Raw genomic sequence first — 19449 nt, 5'->3', positions numbered from 1 at the left:
TTTAGGGCTAGAGGAACCGTGCAAAACCACGGTATAATGTCCGCTGATACATGTTCAGGGTTAAGACCTATCGTCAAGGGCAGCAGGCCGGAGAGCCGCGCGAACCGGAACAAAAACAGGAGCGATCATCTATGTCACGCGGGTTTATTGGCGGCATCCTTATTGGTGCGGTATTCAGTGTCGGCGTCGCCGGTGTCGCGTCCTTCATGGTGCCCATGGGGCCCGCGCCCTTGCAAGACACGCCTGTGCCAAGTGACGCGCCTGACGCAGAGCGCGCGACCAACGCGCCCGATATTGTGGAACCGCCGGTGGTAGCGGCTGATGAAACGCCCCTGACGGCGGCTGAGGACACTAACGAGGATGTGATCACGCCAGAGCCGGAGCCAGTTGTCGACGAGCCTGTCGTCGAGGAGCCCACCGTTGAACAAGAGCCCGAGACTGTGCCGCGAGCCGAGGTCGCACCAGAAGTAGAAGCACCGGTCACGCAAGAGGCTGTGTCAGACACACCTTCAGAGGACGCGCCGGACGTCGCGGCAGCGCCTGAGATCGTAGAGCCTGAACCACAGCTTGAACCAAAGCCCGAGCCAGAGGTCGCCCCAACGCCGCAACCCGCGCCGCAGATCGCGCAGGATATCGACGCGACAGCCTCCGTGACCGTGCCCGATGCGGCTGCACCGAAGATCACGCTTGATGATCCTGTCTTGCCCAATCCGATGGCGCTTGCGCCAATGGAACCGACCGAGCCGGATGCGCTTGGCATCGAGACCCAGACAGCACCGCCCGTCACCGCCGATGAAAGCGTCGACACGCCAGTGTCGCCCACGCCGGACACCGATGTCGCCACCGCGCCAAGCGCGCCCGACGCGCAACCCGAAGAAGCCCCTGCCGATGTTGTCTTTGGCGCGCCCGAGCAACGCACAGACGGGCGTCCCACAATCGGTACCCCTGCGGCGATCACCTCTGAGCGGGATACGGGCGTGACGATCAACCGCCTGCCGACCGCCCAATCGGGCGAACAGACCGCCCCCGAGGCGCAAGCCACCGCAGAAAGCCCCGCCATCACCCGGTATGGCCAGCCTTTCGCGAATCCTGATGACAAACCGCTGATGAGCGTCCTGTTGATGGACGTGGGCAGTGACCTGCAAGGCGGCGAGGTCGGTATCGCCGCGCTGCGCAGCTTTCCCTATCCGCTGAGCTTTGCCGTCGACGTCAGCCTGCCCGACGCGGCAGAGCGCATGCAGACCTACCGCAACGAAGGGTTCGAGGTGCTGGCGATGGTCGACCTGCCTCAGGGTGCGCAGCCAAGCGATGCAGAGACCACGCTGGCGGTCGCCTTCTCGCGCATGCCCGAAGTGATCGGCGTGCTTGAAGGGCAGGGTGCCGGGCTGCAACCCGACCGCGCGACAGCAGATCAGGTGACTGCGATCCTTGGGCAGGGGGGCTATGGCCTTGTGACCCAGGACAAAGGGCTGAACACGATGCCCAAGCTTGCAGTGAAAGAGGGCGTGCCCGCTGCACCCGTGTTCCGCGACTTTGATAGCAAGGGGCAGACGCCCACCGTGATCCGGCGGTTCCTTGATCAGGCCGCGTTCAAGGCGGGGATCGAAGGGTCGGTGATCATGATGGGGCGGATGCGGCCCGAGACGATCTCGGCGCTGTTGGTCTGGGGGTTGCAGGACCGTGCCAGCCAAGTTGCACTCGCTCCTGTTTCCGCCGTGCTGAAAAACGCCACGCCTGAATGATCTACCGGTAAAGCCATCGAAACCTGCGCGTTGCGCGGGTTTCGGCGTGCTTGGATGTGATCTGCCTAGATAATCTCGTCTTCGTCGAACAGTGGGTCGCTTTCGAGCTGCGTGATCATATCCTCGACCGTGTCTGCCACCGCCTTGGGCAGCAGCTTTGCCAAGTGGAAGACCGCGTCGCCCTCGTTCACCACGGGCAGGATCGCGCGGCCGATCAGAATACCGTCGTGGGGGGCGATAATATCCTCTTCGGTCTTGCCGAACGGGTCAGAGACTGTCGCCAGTGCGTCGCCCTGTTTCACGGTCTCCCCCTCGGCCCTGAAGGTGCGCAGCAGCCCACCCACGGGCGCGCGCAGCCAGGTCGAGCTTGAGCAGACATGGGACTGCCTGCGCGAGGGGGCGATGCCCTTGGCCGGCAGCATGTCTTCGGCATGCATGACCCGCAAGATACCTGCAACGCCTGCGCGCACGGCCATTTCGTCAAAGCGCAGCCCTTCGCCCGCCTCATACAGCAGCACCGGGGTGCCCTTGGCGGCGGCGACCGCGCGCAGCGATCCGTCGCGCAGGGGCGAGGTCAGCACCACCGGTGCGGCAAAGCTGGCGGCCATGCGCCGCGTCACCGCATCTGAAGGAGAGATACGCACCTGCGGCAGGTTGGTCCGGTGGATCGCGGCTGAATGCAGATCGATACCGAAATCACAGCGCAGCACCACGTCGTTCAAAAAGATATGCGCCAGCCGTGACCCCAAAGACCCAGACGGGTGCCCCGGAAAACAACGGTTCAGATCGCGCCGGTCCGGCAGGTAGCGTGACCGGTTCAGGAAACCGAAAGAGTTCACCACCGGGATCACCAGCAGCGTTCCCCGCAGGGATTTTAACTGCGGTGCGCGCAGCAGACGGCGCACGATCTCGACCCCGATCAGCTCGTCCCCGTGAACAGCGGCGCTGACAAACATGGTGGGCCCGGGGCGCTTGCCGTGGATCACTTCAAGCGAGAGCCCGACAGGCGTGTGGTCCGGCAGGATCGAGATCGGCAAGTCGATCTGTGCCCGAGAGCCGGGTGCCACGTGTTGACCCGCAATCTCGAACGGGGCTTGGGTCGGCATCCTCAGCTGTTCCCTTGACCTGCGAAGCGTGCTGCATCGGCCGCCGCACGGCGGATCGCGTCGGATTTATGCACCGTCTCCATATACTCCGCCTCTGCGTCGCTGTCATAGACGACACCGCCACCGGCCTGAATATACAGGGTTTTATCCTTGATGACTGCCGTGCGCAGGGCGATGCACATGTCCATGTCGCCGCCCGCGCTAAAGTAGCCAACACCGCCGCCGTACAGCCCGCGTTTCTCGGGCTCCAGCTCGTCGATAATCTCCATCGCGCGGACCTTGGGCGCGCCTGATACGGTGCCCGCAGGCATTCCCGCAAAGAAGGCATCCAGCGCATCGCGGTCTTCGCGCAGCTCGCCCACGACATTGGACACGATATGCATCACGTGGCTGTAGCGTTCGACGATGAATTCCTCGGTCGGGCGCACGGTGCCGATCTTGGCAACCCGGCCTACGTCATTGCGGCCCAGATCAAGCAGCATCAGATGTTCAGCCAGCTCTTTCTGGTCGGCCAGCAGATCAGCCTCCAGCGCGCGGTCTTCTTCCGGTGTGGCCCCGCGACGACGGGTACCTGCAACGGGGCGGATCGTGATCTCGTTGCCGAAGACGCGCACAAGGATCTCGGGCGAGGCCCCGACGACGTGGAAATCACCGAAGTTGAAATAGAACATGAAGGGCGACGGGTTGGTCCGGCGCAAACTGCGATACAGCGCAAAGGGCGGCTGCGAGAAACCCTGCGCCCACCGTTGCGACGGCACCACCTGAAAGATGTCGCCCGCCACGATGTATTCGCGCGCTTTTTCAACGGCGGATTTATAGCCTTCGCGGGTGAAATTGCTGACGGGGGCGGATTCTTCGTGGGCGTCGCCCAGATCACGGCTGGTGCCGGGCATCGACCGTTCCAGATCACGCACCGCATCCATCACGCGTTCGGCGGCTTGGGCATAAGCGGCCTTGGCCGATTGCCCGTCAGACACCCAAGCTGGCGATACGATCGTGACCTCGCCCTTGACCCCGTCAAGCACGGCAATCACCGAGGGGCGCACCATCATCGCATCGGGCAGCCCCATGGGATCGGGGTTCACATTCGGCAGATGCTCCACCAGCCGTATCATGTCATACCCCAGATAGCCGAACAGCCCGGCGGCGGCTTGCGGCAGGTCATCGGGCAGGTCGATCTTCAACTCCGCGATCACCGCACGCAATGTATCCAGCGGATCCCCCGCGACATCGTCGAAGGCATCTGCGTCATAGCGTGCCGAACGGTTGATGGCCGATGTGGTGCCCTGACAGCGCCAGATCAGATCGGGCTTCATCCCGATAATCGAATAGCGCCCGCGGACCTCGCCGCCGGTCACAGATTCCAGCACAAAGGCGTTCTGTGCCGCACCGGTGAGCTTGAGCATCAGCGAAACGGGCGTGTCCAGATCGGCAGCCAGACGGGTGTAAACGATCTGGTTCTTGCCCGCCGCATAGCCTGCGGCAAAGCTGTCATAATCGGGTGTCAACGACATGGGAGACCTAACTTAGGGGAAGTTCACGTGGACGGCGTTGATCGCCTGCTGATCGACACGCGGTGCCGTGCGGCGGATCACGTCGTCAGAGAAAGCGGCGAAAAGCGCTTGCGACAGCTGGTCATCCAGCTGGGTGGCGATCTGGGTTTTGACCTGCGTCATCCGGTCATTTTCGCCCGCGTCCTTGATGCTATCAAGACGGACAAGCGCGACCTCATCGGCACCTTCCAGCAGTTCCACCTCGCCGGGGGCTGCGTCAAACACAGCGGCGATGAACCCCTGCGGTGCGGCGCTGACCACGGCGTCGCGGGTCTGGTCGGTCCCGGTCTTGGGCTCCAGCCCCAGCTCGGCAAAATCAGCGCCATCGGCAAGCTCGGCCTGCAGGGTCTCGGCCTTGGCACGCAGGGCGGTGATCAATTGTTCGTTCTGCCACGCCTCGGCCACGTCTGCACGGGCGGCGTCAAACGGGTTGGGGCGTTCCTCTTTGGTGCCATCAAGACGCATGGCAAAAACGCTGCCGTCATCCAGCTGCTGGATCTGGGGGAAGTCGCCTTCGGTCAGACGTGTCGCGGCCTCGCGGAAACCGGCATAGGCGGCGATGCTTTCGCTGCTGTCCTGCGTCCATTCGATGGTGCTGAGGGTCATTTTGCTTTCCTCGGCGATCTGTTCCAGCGTGGCACCACCGGCCAATTGGTCGTCCAGATCCTGGGCGCGGACCTCTACCAGACGGGCCGCGCGGTCCGCGGCAAGGTCTTGCACGAGCGTCGGGCGGGCTTCTTCGAAGGTGGTATTCAGCGACGGCAGCACACCGTTCACACGGAACAATGCAGGCCCGAGGTTGCTGGGCAGCGGGCCGACAATATCACCCACTTCGGCAGCAAACACGGCGTCCCCTGCGGCACCCAGCTGTTGCTGGCTCAGATCGCCAAGATCCACATCCGACAGGGAAAGCCCACGGTCCGCGACCAGCCCCTCAAATGTATTGCCATCAACCTCGAGCGCGGCGGCAGCCTGATCGGCGGCCTCCTGATCGCGGAAGACCAGACGTTCGACCAAGCGGCGTTCGGGCTGGATGTATTCATCCGCGCGGTCGTCATAGGCGGCCTGCAGCTCTTCGTCGGTCAGCTCTACTTCGTCCAGCAGATCCTGCGGGCCCATGGTGATATAGCTGATGGTCTTGCTGGCGGGCAGAATGAACTGGTCGGCGTTCTCGTCGTAATAGGCCTGCAGCTGCGCATCGGTGGCGTCGAGCAGGGGCGCATCCAGATCATCTTGCGTCAGTTTGGCCCAGGTAAAGCTGCGCTGCTCGCCCACATAGGATACAAGCGTGTCGGCATAGGCGTCGGGCATCGCAACCCCGCCGGTGATCGCTTCCTGCAACAGGGTGCGGCCCGCTTCCTCGCGCAGCGATTGTTCGAATTCATTCTCGTTCAGACCGGCCTGCTGCAGCGCAAAGCGATAGCCCTCGCGGTCAAAATTCCCGTCAACGCCTTGAAACGACGGGATTTCCACAACGCGTTCGCGCAGGTTTGCGTCGCCGATGGACAGGCCCATCTCGTCGGCCTCATTGTCGAGCGCGCGCAAACGGACCAGACGTTGCAGCACGGCACGGTCCAGCCCGATGGCTTGGGCTTCCTGAAAGCTAAGCTGTTCGCCGGACTGGCTTTCGATGGCGCGGATCTGCTGCTGCAGCTCGCGGGCGTAATCGTCGACCGAGATTGACTTGTCGCCCACTTCGCCGACGGTGCGTGCGCTGCCGTTCAGATTGACCGCGCCAAAACCGCCCAGACCCAGGATCAAAAGACCCATCAGCCCCCATACTGCGGTTTTCGTAAAGCTGTTGCCTTTGGCTTTCATGGTGTCATCCCTTAAACGCACGTTTTGCCCTGTCTATGCGGTGCGCGGCAGGGGGGCAAGAGCCGCGTTAGACCTGTGTCAGACGGTCAAACAGCACCTCGATGCCTGCGACATCCAGATTGGCAAAAGCGATGCGCAGATGTCGCCCGCCGGTGATATCCTCTGCCGGATGGAACATGGTGCCGGGCAGGGTCAGCACGGCCGCCTCGCGCACCAGCCGCGGGGCCAATGTGGCAGAGCTTTCGTCAAAGGGATGCGAGAGATAGGCGAAATAGCCGCCAAGCCCCAAAAGCTTCCAGCCTTTCGCGTCCAAACGGTGCATACTGTCGGCAATCGCCTGTCGCCGCGCCAGGATCTCGCGCCGCTCGCCGGCCAGCCATGTGTCAAGGTTCTGCATCCCCCAAAGGGCGGCATGTTGGCCGATCTGGCCGGGACAAATGGCAACGGTATCCAGGAACTTCTCAACCTCGGCAAGACGCGTCTGGGAGGCGACAATCGCGCCCACTCGGTGACCTGTCAGACGGTAGGCCTTTGAAAACGAATACAAATGGATCAACGTATCGTGCCAGTCGGGGTCCTGAAACAGGCGGTGCGGCGGGCCGGAACGACTGTCAAAGTCGCGATAGGTCTCGTCAAGGATCAGGGCGATACCGCGCGCACGGGCCAGATCGAAAAACGCCTGCACCAGCTCTTCGGGGTATTCAACGCCGCCGGGGTTGTTGGGCGTGACCAAGGCGATGGCACGGGTGCGGTCGGTGATCAGGGCGGCAGCCTGTTCCGGGTCGGGCAAAAGTGCATCCCCCACCGGCAGCGGCACGGCGGCGACACCCGACATATCCAGCCACATCTTGTGGTTGAAGTACCACGGCACCGGCAGGATCACCTCGTTCCCCTCGGCACAGAGCGTGGCAATCGCAGCAGCAAAGGCCTGATTGCAGCCCGATGTAATCGCCGCTTGCGCGGGCTCTACCGCGCCAGCGTAATGGGCGCTGACCTGCGCGGCCAGCTCGTCGCGCAATTCAGGCAGACCAAGCACCGGCCCATAAAGATGCGCATCATCGTTGTTCAGCGCGACATCAGCCATGGCCTGCCGCATGGCCTGCGGTGGCGGATCGACAGGGGCGGCTTGGCTCACGTTGATCAGGGGCCGGTCGGCGTCAAAGTGGACGCCCGTCAACCAGCGGCGCGCCTCCATCACCGGAGGAGAGAAAGTCGCGGCGGTACGCGGGGTCATGGTCAATGCTCCTGACTGGGCGAGGGAGGGGGCGCTTCGGCGAGCGGACCAGCGCAAAGTCTGACACGGCGCGGGGCCGCTGCTTCCAAATGGTCCTAAATCCTCGCCGAAGGCAGGTATCTGCGGGGGGGGGCGCTTAGTCTTTGCCGCGGTAGGGCTCTACATATTGCAGCGCCATATCCCAAGGGAAGAAAATCCACGTATCCTGGCTGACTTCGGTAATGAAGGTATCCACCTGCGGGCGGCCCTTGGGCTTGGCATAGACGGTGGCCAGATGCGCATTGGGGTAAAGCTGGCGCACGACTTCAAGGGTTTTACCGGAATCTACCAGATCGTCGATGATCAGGATACCGGTGCCGTCGCCCATCAGCTCTGCATCGGGGGCCTTGAGCACGACCGCGTCCGATTGATCCTGATGGTCATAGGACTTGATCGAAATCGTGTCGACGGTGCGGATATCCAGCTCGCGGGCGGCGATCATCGCGGGGGCCATCCCGCCACGGGTGATCGCAACCACAGCACGCCAGCCGCCGTCATCGGGGCCCATGCCGTCCAGACGCCACGCCAGCGCACGGCTGTCACGGTGGATCTGGTCCCAGCTGATGTGAAACCCTTTTTCATGGGGCAGGCGCGAGGCATCCTTGCTCATGTCGTTATTCCTTTGCCATGTCTGGAGCGTCGACGGCTTTCATGCCTACCACGTGATAGCCCGCATCCACATGCAGGTTCTCGCCCGTCGTGCCCGAGCCAAGATCGCTCAGCAGGAACAGCGCGGATTTACCCACATCGTCGATGGTCACGTTGCGACGCAGGGGCGAGTTATACTCGTTCCACTTCATGATATAGCGGAAGTCGCCGATGCCGGATGCGGCCAATGTCTTGATCGGGCCGGCGCTGATCGCGTTGACGCGGATGCCGTCCTTGCCCAGATCCTCGGCCAGATATTTGACCGATGCTTCCAGAGCGGCCTTGGCGACGCCCATCACATTATAATGCGGCATCACTTTTTCGGCACCGTAATAGGTGAGCGTGACCGCGCTGCCGCCGGACTTCATCATCTTTTCCGCGCGCTGCATCACAGCGGTGAAGGAGTAGACAGAGATATCCATCGACATCGCGAAATTGGCGCGGCTGGTGTCGACATAGCGCCCGCGCAATTCGTTCTTGTCAGAGAACCCGATCGCGTGGACGATAAAGTCGATCCCGTCCCAACGTTCGCCCAAAGCGGTAAACAGCGCGTCAATCAACTCTTCCGACCCGACATCGCAGGGCAGGACCAGATCGCTACCCAGTTGCGCCGCCAGTGGATCGACCCGCTTTTTCAGCGCGTCGCCTTGATACGAGAATGCCAGCTCTGCACCGGCATCCGCGAGGGTGCGTGCGATGCCCCAGGCAATCGACTTGTCATTGGCGAGGCCCATGATAAGCCCACGTTTGCCTGCCATCAGGTCATTTGCCATTGTACTTCCTTCGACTATGTCACTGAACTTTTATCCGGTTTATGCTATTGATAGTTTGGCATCAAGGCTGCACGGTGATCGCGGCACTTGAGAGGACGCCGTGATAGACCGCCCTGGCGGTTTTTAGGCGCGACAGTGTGTTTAGTTGTTCTAGTATGTCATTTGATGTAAGGCATTGTCGCAAGTTTGCGTCGATGCGCAAGGAAGGGGATCATGATCATGGAAGTGCGCAGAGGCATTTTTGCCGGTGACGATCCCTTTGTGATTGCGCGCCGCTGGCTGGATGAGGCAACGCAGACAGAGGTCAACGACCCAAATGCCATCGCGCTATCGACCGTGGATGCCGACGGTCTGCCCAATGCGCGCATGGTGTTGCTAAAAGAAATCGAAGACGCGGCATTCGTCTTTTACACAAACTACACCAGCGCCAAGGCGCAAGAACTGGATCACGCGGGCAAGGCTGCTTTCGTGATGCATTGGAAATCCCTGCGCCGCCAGATACGGGTGCGCGGCGTGGTTTCCAAAGAAGAAGGCCCGCAGGCGGACGCATATTACAAGTCGCGTTCGCTCAAAAGCCGGTTGGGGGCCTGGGCCTCTGACCAATCGTCCCCTTTAGCCAGCCGTGCGTCATTGGTCGCCGAAGTGGCAAAAGTCACCGCCAAAAAGGGGCCAAACCCAGACCGTCCACCTTTTTGGGGGGGCTACCGGATCACCCCGGTCGAAATCGAGTTCTGGGCCGACGGAGAGTATAGATTGCATGACCGTTTTGTCTGGCGACATGCCGAACAAAACGGTGATTGGAGCGTAACGAGATTGAACCCATAAGGCGGCTTTTGCCGCTGATATTTTGTACGCGGGCACGCTGTTGCCTGACCTAGAGAAGACCAAAGGACATTTGTGTCAGAAGTATCCAGCAATAGCTCTGCCATTTCCGGCGTGGTGAAATGGTTCGACCCCGCGAAGGGGTTCGGTTTCGTTGTCTCAGACGCTGGCGGGCCTGATATCCTGTTGCACGTCAATGTGTTGCGTAATTACGGACAAAGCTCTGTCGCGGACGGTGCGCGCATTGATCTGACGGTGCAAAAGACCGAACGCGGTGTGCAGGCGACCCAGGTTCATGCGGTACACCCGCCCGCTGCAGCTCAGGCGATGGCGTTGTCGGATATTGTGGGCATTGATCCCGCACTGGTGGCCGCCGCACCGCTGGAACCCGCGCGGGTCAAATGGTTCGATAAATCCAAAGGCTTTGGTTTCGCGAATGTGTTTGGCAAAAGCGATGACATCTTTCTACATATAGAAGTGTTGCGCCAGTCGGGCCTGTCGGATTTGCAACCGGGCGAGGCATTGGCGCTGCGGGTCATTAACGGGGAACGCGGCCAGATGGCGGCAGAGGTACATGCATGGGAAACGGTACGACTCGATTCATCTGGCACCGCGCAAAGCTGATCCGCGCGGGTCTATTAGCCTTTGCCTCTCTGGCGATGGCGGGGGCGGCCGCTGCCAAATGCAGCGACACCAGCGTGACGTTGCGCGGCGACTGGGGGCAGGCGCGCTTTAGCGTCGAGATTGCCGATGATGCCGGTGAACGTGCCCAAGGACTGATGCATCGCACCTCACTGGCGGGCAGCGCGGGTATGCTCTTTATCTATGAAGAACCGCAGCCGCTTAGCTTTTGGATGCGCAACACGTTGATTCCCCTCGACCTATTGTTCATCGATTCCCACGGTGTGGTGCAGCACATCCACCATAATGCGATTCCGCTCGACGAATCTCCGCTTGAGGGGGGCAGTGATGCGCTGCTGGCGGTGCTGGAAATCAACGGCGGATTAAGCGCGCGGATGGGCATCACACCGGGGACAGAGCTGCGCCATCCCGCGTTTGCAGGGCGCAATCCGGCATGGCCCTGTTAGTTCGTCAGAAACTATCATTTTCTGTGAACTTAGGGCTTTTCAATCCGATTGCTTGGGGCTAAGTAGGCCGCAGTCGGGGCGTGGCGCAGCCTGGTAGCGCACCTGTTTTGGGTACAGGGGGTCGGAAGTTCGAATCTTCTCGCCCCGACCACTTTAAGAACCACCACATATAGTGTTCCTGATCTGCTTCATGCAGATCAGAACGCTGTATTTGTGTGCAGTCGTTCTTTTTTGCCACAGATGCACGCTCTAAATCTGGTGAGATGGCCGGGTTTTTGAACCTATATCTGGTGGCTGCATAAATTTTTATCATCCACAGTTCCGCCATGTTTATCCCCAGCCCGCTGTCGGGGATTTTGTGGATAACTCAAGCGATACATGAGCCAGCCGCGCTAAACCTTAGCGTTTATTAACTTTATCCGCGGTGTGGAAAATCACCCTCGTGATCCGCTGTCTGTGCATATCATTTCGCTGAATCACCGCGCCGACCGAAGCTTCAAAAAATGCCGATCCGGTCAAGATGCAACTTCCCTTATTTCGATAATAAAGCCGTTGACCCAATAGGGCTGCATACGCCAGTTTGTGTAAATCGACGGGCGGGCCACTACATCTGGTGATTGATCGGGGTGGCGTGCTGATCGGGTGAAATTGGGTTTCGCACATTTGCGCCGGTTAAACGGCTTGATCCAAGACCAACCTGATGCGGGTGCGGGGGACGATGCACACCGGCGATAGGTTTGGCGGCCCGATCATGCCGCTGGTTGAGAGTTTGAAAATTTGGGGCAGCACTTATGAAAATCGAGAGAAAATTCACGCGATCCGGTCAGGATGCCTACGCAGAACTGGACTTTGTGAGCACAGCCTCCGAAATCCGCAATCCTGACGGGTCGGTGGTCTTTCGCCTCGATAACGTCGAAGTGCCCTCCAGCTGGAGCCAGGTCGCCTCTGATGTGATCGCCCAGAAATATTTCCGCAAGGCAGGCGTCCCGTCCGAGACCAAGAAGGTCAAGGAAAAGGGCGTGCCAGAATTTCTCTGGCGCTCGGTGCCGACCGATGACGCGACCATGGGCGGCGAGACGTCGTCGAAGCAAGTGTTCGACCGTTTGGCCGGCGCTTGGGCCTATTGGGGTTGGAAAGGTGGCTATTTCACCAGCGAAGAAGACGCCCAAGCCTATTATGACGAGATGCGCCACATCCTGGCCAGCCAGCGCGGCGCACCCAACAGCCCGCAATGGTTCAACACCGGTCTGCATTGGGCCTACGGCATCGATGGTCCCGCGCAGGGGCATTACTATGTCGATTATAAATCCGGTAAGCTGACGCGGTCGACATCGTCTTACGAGCATCCGCAGCCCCACGCTTGTTTCATCCAGTCTGTCGCTGACGATCTGGTAGGCGACGGCGGCATTATGGACCTATGGGTCCGCGAGGCGCGTCTGTTCAAATACGGTTCCGGCACCGGCACCAACTTCTCGAGCCTGCGGGCGGCGGGCGAGAAACTGTCGGGCGGGGGGAAATCCTCTGGCTTGATGGGCTTTTTGAAAATCGGTGACCGCGCGGCAGGCGCGATCAAATCGGGTGGCACCACACGGCGCGCGGCCAAGATGGTGATCGTTGATGCAGACCACCCCGATATCGAGGATTTCATCAACTGGAAGGTCATCGAAGAGCAAAAGGTGGCGAGCATCGTCGCTGGCTCGAAGATGCATGAACGCGAGCTGAACAAGCTGTTTGCGGCGATCAAAGCATGGGACGGCGCAGAGGCCGACGCCTATGACCCCGCCAAGAACGACCAGCTGAAGGCCGCGATCCGCAGCGCGAAAAAATGCGCGATCCCAGAGACATACGTCAAGCGCGTGCTGGATTATGCTAAGCAGGGTCATACCTCGATCGAATTCCCGACCTATGACACCGACTGGGATTCCGAAGCCTATTCCTCCGTCTCGGGCCAGAACTCCAACAACTCGATCCGGGTGACCAACGCCTTCCTGCACGCCGTCGAAAAAGACGCCGATTGGGAGCTGCTGGACCGCACCACGGGGCGCGTGTCGAAAACCATCCGCGCCCGTGACCTGTGGGAGCAAGTCGGCCACGCGGCTTGGGCCTGCGCCGATCCCGGCATCCAGTATCACGATACGGTAAACGACTGGCACACATGCCCCGAAGACGGCGCGATCCGCGGGTCTAACCCGTGCTCCGAATACATGTTCCTCGACGACACGGCCTGTAACCTTGCGTCGATGAACTTGCTGACCTTCCTGCAAGACGGGAAGTTCATGGTCGAAGACTATATGCACGCCTCCCGTCTGTGGACCGTTACGCTCGAAATCTCGGTGATGATGGCGCAGTTCCCGTCCAAGGAAATCGCGCAGCGGTCCTATGATTTCCGCACGCTGGGACTGGGCTATGCTAACATCGGCGGTCTGCTGATGAACATGGGCTTTAGCTACGACAGCGACGAAGGCCGTGCGCTTTGCGGGGCGCTGACCGCGATCATGACAGGCGTTTCCTATGCCACCTCCGCCGAGATGGCGGGCGAGTTGGGGGCCTTCCCCGGCCACGCCAAGAACGCCGACCACATGCTGCGCGTCATCCGCAACCACCGCAATGCGGCCCACGGCAAGACCGATGGCTACGAGGCGCTATCGGTCAAGCCCGTGCCACTGGATCACGCAAACTGCCCGCAAGCCAACCTGATCGACATCGCCACCGCGACCTGGGACGAAGCCCTGCGTCTTGGCGAAAAGCACGGGTACCGCAACGCGCAAACCTCTGTGATTGCGCCGACGGGCACCATCGGTCTGGTGATGGATTGCGACACCACCGGGATCGAGCCTGACTTTGCGCTTGTGAAATTCAAGAAGCTCGCGGGCGGTGGCTATTTCAAGATCATCAACCAGTCGGTGCCCGCAGCGCTTGAAAAGCTTGGCTACGGCTCGGCCCAGATCGAAGAGATCGTCGGCTATGCCGTCGGTCACGGCACTATCGGGAACGCGCCTGCGATCAACCACACCACGCTGGTCGGTCACGGTTTTGGCCCTAACGAGCTGGCCAAGATCGACGCGGCGCTGGCACAGGCCTTCGACATCCGCTTTGTCTTCAATCAATGGACATTGGGCGAGGAGTTCTGCACGCAAGTCCTTGGCATCCCTGCCGAAAAGCTGAACGACCCGACGTTTGACCTGCTGAAATCCCTAGGCTTTTCCAAGAAAGACATCGAAGCGGCCAACGACCATGTTTGCGGTACGATGACGCTGGAAGGCGCGCCGCACCTCAAGCCCGAACACTACGGCATCTTCGACTGCGCCAACCCCTGCGGCAAGAAGGGCAAGCGCTACCTGTCCGTCAACAGCCACATCTACATGATGGCGGCGGCGCAAAGCTTCATCTCTGGCGCGATCTCGAAGACGATCAACATGCCGAATGGCGCCACCATCGAGGATTGCCAGAACGCATACGAGCTGTCGTGGTCGCTTGGCGTCAAAGCCAACGCGCTGTACCGCGACGGATCAAAACTGTCGCAGCCTCTGGCTTCTGCGCTGGTCGAGGATGATGACGAGGCCGCCGAAACGCTGGAAAGCGGCACCACCCACGAGAAAGCTGCCGTGTTGGCCGAAAAGATTGTCGAGAAGGTCATCGTCAAAGAGATCATCAAATCGCACCGCGAAAAGATGCCTCAGCGCCGCAAGGGGTATACCCAAAAGGCCAATGTGGGCGGGCACAAGGTCTATTTGCGCACCGGTGAATACGAAGACGGCTCCTTGGGCGAGATCTTTATCGACATGCACAAGGAAGGCGCGGGCTTCCGTGCGATGATGAACAACTTTGCCATCGCCGTGTCCGTGGGTCTGCAATACGGCGTCCCGCTTGAGGAATTCGTCGACGCCTTCACCTTCACCAAGTTCGAGCCCGCTGGCATGGTACAGGGCAACGACAGCATCAAGAACGCGACCTCGATCCTTGACTATGTGTTCCGCGAGCTCGCCGTGTCCTATCTGGACCGTACCGATCTGGCGCATGTTCAACCCGAAGGGGCCAGCTTTGACAGCCTCGGCCGTGGCGATCAGGAAAGCGTTGCCAATGTGGCGGAAATCTCCGAAACCGCCGCCAACCGCTCGCTCGAGGTGCTCAAGCAGATCAGCTCAACCGGGTATCTGCGCAACCGTTTGCCGCAGGATCTGGTGCTGCTGCAAGGCGGGCAGGGGCAGGGCGACACGCAGACGCTTGACCGCGTGATGCCGCAGGCAGGCCAAGCCTCGGTCGCGGCCAGCATGGGGTCGACCACAGCGGTGTCCAGCGGCGCGGTCAGCATGGACGCCCGTACCAAAGCAAAGATGCAGGGCTACGAGGGCGAAGCCTGCGGAGAATGCGGCAACTACACGCTGGTCCGCAACGGCACCTGCATGAAGTGCAACACCTGCGGCGGAACGTCGGGCTGCAGCTAAGACAAACGCCCCGGCCTTGCGGTCGGGGCTTTCTACATGGGGCAGGTGCGCTTGCCCCTGACGCTGGCCTTGCCGCAGGCATAAAACAAACGAGCGGTGAACGATGAGCAAGGTCAGGCGAAACTCAGGGTGCCCCATCGGGCACCCTTTCTTCGTTTGGGGGGCTACATCGGAATGCTCGTATTGCGTTTGATCTCGCGCAGGACCACGTTGGTTTGGGCGCTTTCGACGGCGGGGAGGCGGAACAGGAAATCTTCGAGAAAGCGATTATAGGCGGCGATGTCGCGGCAGAGGACGCGCATTTGGTAGTCGGCTTGTCCCGTGGTGGCATAGCATTCCAGCACCTCGGCGCGGTGCGCGATGGCTTTGATGAACTCTGCCAGCTTTTCCTGATTGTGACGCGCAAGCTGCACCTGCACCAGCGCCTGAAAGCTGTTGCCCGCCTTGGTCGGGGACACATCCGCGCGGTAGCGTTCGATCACGCCGGCGTCCTCGAACGCTTTCACCCGTCGCCAGCAGGCGGAGGCGGACATGCCGGCCCGCTCTGCCAGATCGGCGTTCGAGATGCGGCAGTCGCGCTGCAGCAGCTCCAGTATCTTGCGGTCGCGGTCGTCAAAGCGCATTTGGTCAGACATTTCATCAATCCCCTATCTGCTGAATAAAACATTCGTTTATTCCGCATGTGGGTGCAAGAGGGGGCAGATATTTCACGAAAACGTGGTTTGATGGTCAAGACAGCCAAGGATTGCCATCATGACCAAAGAAACCCACGATTTTTACCCCTATGCCTTATCCGACCGCTACACGCGCACAGAAGGAACGGTGTTTCTGACCGGCACCCAAGCGCTGGTGCGGATCATGTTGGATCAGGCGCGGCGCGATAAGCAGCAGGGGCTGAACACCGCTGGGTTTATCTCGGGGTATCGCGGGTCGCCCTTGGGCGCGGTCGATCTTGAGCTGTGGCGCGCACGGGATGTGACCAATGATAACAACATCACCTTTATGCCCGCGGTGAACGAAGACCTTGGGGCCACGGCGGTTCTGGGGGCGCAGCAGGCTGTGCTCGATCCCCATTGCGAGGTCGAGGGTGTGTTCTCCATGTGGTACGGCAAGGGGCCGGGGGTGGACCGGTCGGGGGACGCGCTACGCCACGGTAACGCCTATGGCTCTTCGCCCAAGGGGGGCGTGCTGGTTGTGGCGGGGGATGACCACGGCTGTGTGTCGTCGTCCATGCCGCATCAATCGGATGTCGCCTTTATGACCTGGATGATGCCGACGCTGAACCCCGCGAATGTAGGAGAGTTTCTGGAGTTCGGGGCCTATGGGCTCGCGCTAAGCCGTTTTTCCGGCACATGGGTTGGGTTCAAAGCGATTTCCGAGACGGTGGAAAGCGGGCAATCGGTAGCGTTGCAGCCTGACCGCGCGTTTACGCTGCCCCAGATCACGCCACCGCCCGGCGGGCTGCATGTGCGCCGCTCTGACATGCCAAGCCCCGAGATCGAGACCCGGTTGCAGCATAAGCTCAGCGCCGTCGAAGCCTTTGTCGAGGCCAACCCGATCGACAGGCGTATCTACAATCTGGACAATGCCACCTTTGGCATCGTCACCACCGGCAAGGGCCATCTGGATCTGATGGAGGCGCTGCGTCTGCTGGGGCTGGACGAAGCCACCTGCCGCCGTCTTGGCATCGATATCTACAAAGTCGGCATGGTCTGGCCCCTGGCGCGGCGTGATGCGCTGGCCTTTGTTGCCGACACGGAAGAAGTGCTGGTGATCGAGGAAAAGCGCGGCATCATCGAAAGCCAGCTGAAGGAATATTTCTACGACTGGCCGGGGCACAAGCCCGGTCGCATGGTCGGTAAACACCGCGCGGCAGGTGATCCGCTGCTGCCCTGGACCGGCGAGTTAAGCCCGCTGGCGCTGGTGCCCGTGGTGGCCGAGCGGTTGGACGCGTTCTTCCCCGATGAAAACCTGCCGCAAAAGGCGCGCGCGCTGACTGAAAAGCCGCCTGTGCTACTGAATGTGCCGGGGGCAAAACGCACGCCATATTTCTGTTCGGGCTGCCCGCATAACACCTCGACCAAGCTGCCCGAGGGGTCGCAAGCCGCATCGGGCATCGGTTGCCACGTCATGGCGGGGTGGATGGACCGCGAAACCGGTGGCTATGCGCAGATGGGCGGCGAGGGCGTGCCGCATGTGGTGGCTTCCAAGTTCAACGGCGGCAAACACCTGTTCCAGAATTTGGGCGAGGGCACGTGGTACCATTCAGGGTCGCTCGCCATTCGGCAGGCTGTCGCGGCGGGGACGAATATCACCTATAAAATCCTCTATAACGACGCGGTGGCCATGACCGGCGGGCAGCCGGTGGACGGGCCGATCAGCGTAACCGGAATCGCGCAGGCCTGTCGTGCCGAAGGGGTCCAGCGCATCGCCTTGGTGTCGGATGTGATCGACAAATTCGACCGCGGCGATTTCCCCCAAGGCACCAGCTTTCACCCGCGTGAAGAGATGGACACCGTGCAGCGCGAACTGCGCGAGGTCAAAGGCGTGTCGGTGCTGATCTACGAACAGACCTGCGCCACCGAGAAACGCCGCCGCCGTAAGCGCGGGCAGATGGAGGACCCCAAACGATTTGCCTTCATCAACCCCGCTGTATGCGAGGGCTGCGGCGATTGCTCGCTTGAAAGCAACTGTCTGAGCATCGAGCCGCTAGAGACGGATCTGGGCCGCAAGCGCAAGATCAACCTGTCGAGCTGCAACAAGGATTTCTCGTGTCTGAACGGGTTCTGCCCCAGCTTCGTCACCCTTGAAGGGGCGGTGCGGCGCAAGAAAACCGGGGCAGAGGTCGATGTGGACGCGCTGCTGGCGGGTATCTCGCGTCCCGAACTACCCAGCCTTGATGCGCCCTTTGATCTGTTGGTCACAGGCGTGGGCGGCACCGGCGTGATCACGGTCGGCGCGCTGATCACCATGGCCGCGCATCTGGAGGGCAAGGGGGCCAGCGTGCTGGATTTCACCGGCTTCGCGCAGAAGTTCGGCACGGTGCTTAGCTTTATCCGGATCGGGGCGCGCCCTGATGCGATCCATCAGGTGCGCATTGATCACGGGGCGGCGGATGCGGTGATTGGCTGCGATATCGTCGTTTCCTCTGCCGCGCAGGCGTCGGTCTACTACGGGCCCGCGACCAAGGTGGTGCTGAACCTTGCGGAAATGCCCACGGGCGATCTGGTGTTGCACCGCGACGCGCAGCTGCACACTGACCAGCGCGAGAGTGTGATCCGTGATACCGTGGGGGATGAAAACCTTGCCGGTTTCGATGCCAATGCGATGGCAGAACGGTTTCTGGGCGATACGGTTTTCGCCAATATGATCATGCTGGGCTTCGCATGGCAGAAAGGGTTGGTGCCCGTGTCCCACGGCGCGCTGCGGCAGGCGGTCGTGCTGAACGGCGTGGCTATCGACAAGAATCATCGCGCCTTTGATCTGGGCCGCGTGATGGCGGAAACGCCTGACGCGCTGGCCTTGCCGTCGAGCGAACAGCCAGACTTGGACAGCGCCGCGTTGATCGCGGATCGGGCCGACCGGTTGCGGGCCTATCAAAACGACAGCTACGCGCAGCGCTACCGCGACAGGCTTGCGCAGTTCTGCGCCGCCGTGCCCGCCGCCCATGCCGACGCGCTGACAGAGGTCGCGGCCAAGGCCCTGTTCAAACTGATGGCGTTCAAGGATGAATACGAGGTCGCGCGGCTGCACCGCGATCCTGCCTTTGCCGAGATGTTGGCGCAGGAGTTCGAGCCGGGGTTCAAGATCAACTACCATATGGCTCCGCCGATCGTGTCTTTGCGCAAGGACGCGCGGGGGCGGCCCGTCAAGCGCGCGTTCGGTGCATGGTTCACGCCGGTGCTGGCCACGCTGTCAAAGCTGCGTCCGCTACGGGGCACGGCGCTGGATGTGTTTTCCTACACTCAGGAACGTCGCGAAGAAGTGGCGTTGATCCGCTGGTATGAAGCCTTGCTGGCAGAGCTGCCCGCCAAGACCTGTGAGACAACGGTCGAGACGGTGCAAAAGCTGCTGGCGCTGCCGATGGATATTCGGGGCTATGGTCCGGTGAAGCACGCCGCTATCGAACAGGCGCGCGCAGAGGAGGCGCGGCTGCGGAAATTGCTCTGACGGCACTTCAG

The 19449-nt window shown here is 61.1% G+C and carries 13 protein-coding genes and 1 tRNA gene; 7 read left to right on the top strand and 7 right to left on the bottom strand.

Features of this window, described 5'->3' with window-relative positions:
* Positions 1-131 precede the first annotated feature (131 nt).
* Positions 132-1742 carry a divergent polysaccharide deacetylase family protein gene (locus SJY36_RS09470; RefSeq protein ID WP_386174571.1) on the top strand — a complete coding sequence of 537 codons (1611 nt, stop codon included), beginning with the start codon at positions 132-134 and terminating at the stop codon, positions 1740-1742.
* A 65-nt stretch (positions 1743-1807) separates the two neighbouring features.
* Here the strand turns inward: SJY36_RS09470 and SJY36_RS09465 are convergent, their stop codons facing one another.
* The 6 genes from SJY36_RS09465 to fabI form a co-directional block, all read right to left on the bottom strand.
* Positions 1808-2848 carry a succinylglutamate desuccinylase/aspartoacylase family protein gene (locus SJY36_RS09465; protein WP_037944417.1) on the bottom strand — a complete coding sequence of 347 codons (1041 nt, stop codon included), beginning with the start codon at positions 2846-2848 and terminating at the stop codon, positions 1808-1810.
* Positions 2849-2850: 2 nt separating this feature from the next.
* The gene (trpE, locus tag SJY36_RS09460) at positions 2851-4362 is read right to left on the bottom strand and encodes an anthranilate synthase component I (RefSeq protein WP_386174568.1); all 1512 of its coding nucleotides are present in this window, start codon (positions 4360-4362) and stop codon (positions 2851-2853) included.
* Between the two features lie 12 nt (positions 4363-4374).
* Complete coding sequence (locus SJY36_RS09455; protein WP_386174565.1) at positions 4375-6219, bottom strand: peptidyl-prolyl cis-trans isomerase; 1845 nt, start codon at positions 6217-6219, stop codon at positions 4375-4377.
* 67 nt (positions 6220-6286) lie between these two features.
* Entirely contained in the window at positions 6287-7453 is a 1167-nt protein-coding gene (locus SJY36_RS09450; protein ID WP_386174562.1) for an aminotransferase, read from the bottom strand.
* Between the two features lie 136 nt (positions 7454-7589).
* Positions 7590-8102, bottom strand: a complete 513-nt coding sequence (gene gpt / locus SJY36_RS09445) for a xanthine phosphoribosyltransferase (RefSeq protein ID WP_005853828.1) — start codon at positions 8100-8102, stop codon at positions 7590-7592.
* A gap of 4 nt (positions 8103-8106) precedes the next feature.
* Positions 8107-8913, bottom strand: coding sequence for an enoyl-ACP reductase FabI (fabI, locus tag SJY36_RS09440; protein WP_367581049.1), 807 nt, complete (start codon positions 8911-8913; stop codon positions 8107-8109).
* Between the two features lie 219 nt (positions 8914-9132).
* Between fabI and pdxH the strand changes: the two genes are divergently transcribed.
* From pdxH to SJY36_RS09415, 5 genes are all read left to right on the top strand, one after another.
* Entirely contained in the window at positions 9133-9738 is a 606-nt protein-coding gene (pdxH, locus tag SJY36_RS09435) for a pyridoxamine 5'-phosphate oxidase (RefSeq protein WP_386176482.1), read from the top strand.
* A 72-nt stretch (positions 9739-9810) separates the two neighbouring features.
* Entirely contained in the window at positions 9811-10359 is a 549-nt protein-coding gene (locus SJY36_RS09430; protein WP_174226609.1) for a cold-shock protein, read from the top strand.
* A gap of 35 nt (positions 10360-10394) precedes the next feature.
* On the top strand, positions 10395-10823 hold the full coding sequence (locus SJY36_RS09425) for a DUF192 domain-containing protein (RefSeq protein WP_304950834.1): 429 nt from the start codon (positions 10395-10397) through the stop codon (positions 10821-10823).
* Positions 10824-10897: 74 nt separating this feature from the next.
* Positions 10898-10974, top strand: a tRNA-Pro gene (locus SJY36_RS09420).
* A gap of 640 nt (positions 10975-11614) precedes the next feature.
* Positions 11615-15268, top strand: coding sequence for a vitamin B12-dependent ribonucleotide reductase (locus tag SJY36_RS09415; RefSeq protein WP_386174558.1), 3654 nt, complete (start codon positions 11615-11617; stop codon positions 15266-15268).
* Positions 15269-15432: 164 nt separating this feature from the next.
* On the opposite strand, the gene SJY36_RS09410 is transcribed toward SJY36_RS09415, so the two are convergent.
* On the bottom strand, positions 15433-15903 hold the full coding sequence (locus SJY36_RS09410; protein WP_005853822.1) for an Lrp/AsnC family transcriptional regulator: 471 nt from the start codon (positions 15901-15903) through the stop codon (positions 15433-15435).
* 118 nt (positions 15904-16021) lie between these two features.
* Here SJY36_RS09410 and SJY36_RS09405 point away from each other — a divergent pair, with 118 nt between their 5' ends.
* On the top strand, positions 16022-19438 hold the full coding sequence (locus SJY36_RS09405) for an indolepyruvate ferredoxin oxidoreductase family protein (protein WP_386174555.1): 3417 nt from the start codon (positions 16022-16024) through the stop codon (positions 19436-19438).
* Positions 19439-19449 lie beyond the last annotated feature (11 nt).

The sequence above is a fragment of the Sulfitobacter sp. R86518 genome (genome assembly GCF_042466275.1).
GTDB classification, from domain to species: domain Bacteria; phylum Pseudomonadota; class Alphaproteobacteria; order Rhodobacterales; family Rhodobacteraceae; genus Sulfitobacter; species Sulfitobacter pontiacus.
The sequence above is the reverse complement of the archived record's forward strand: the minus strand, read 5'-3'. Positions and strand labels throughout refer to the sequence as shown.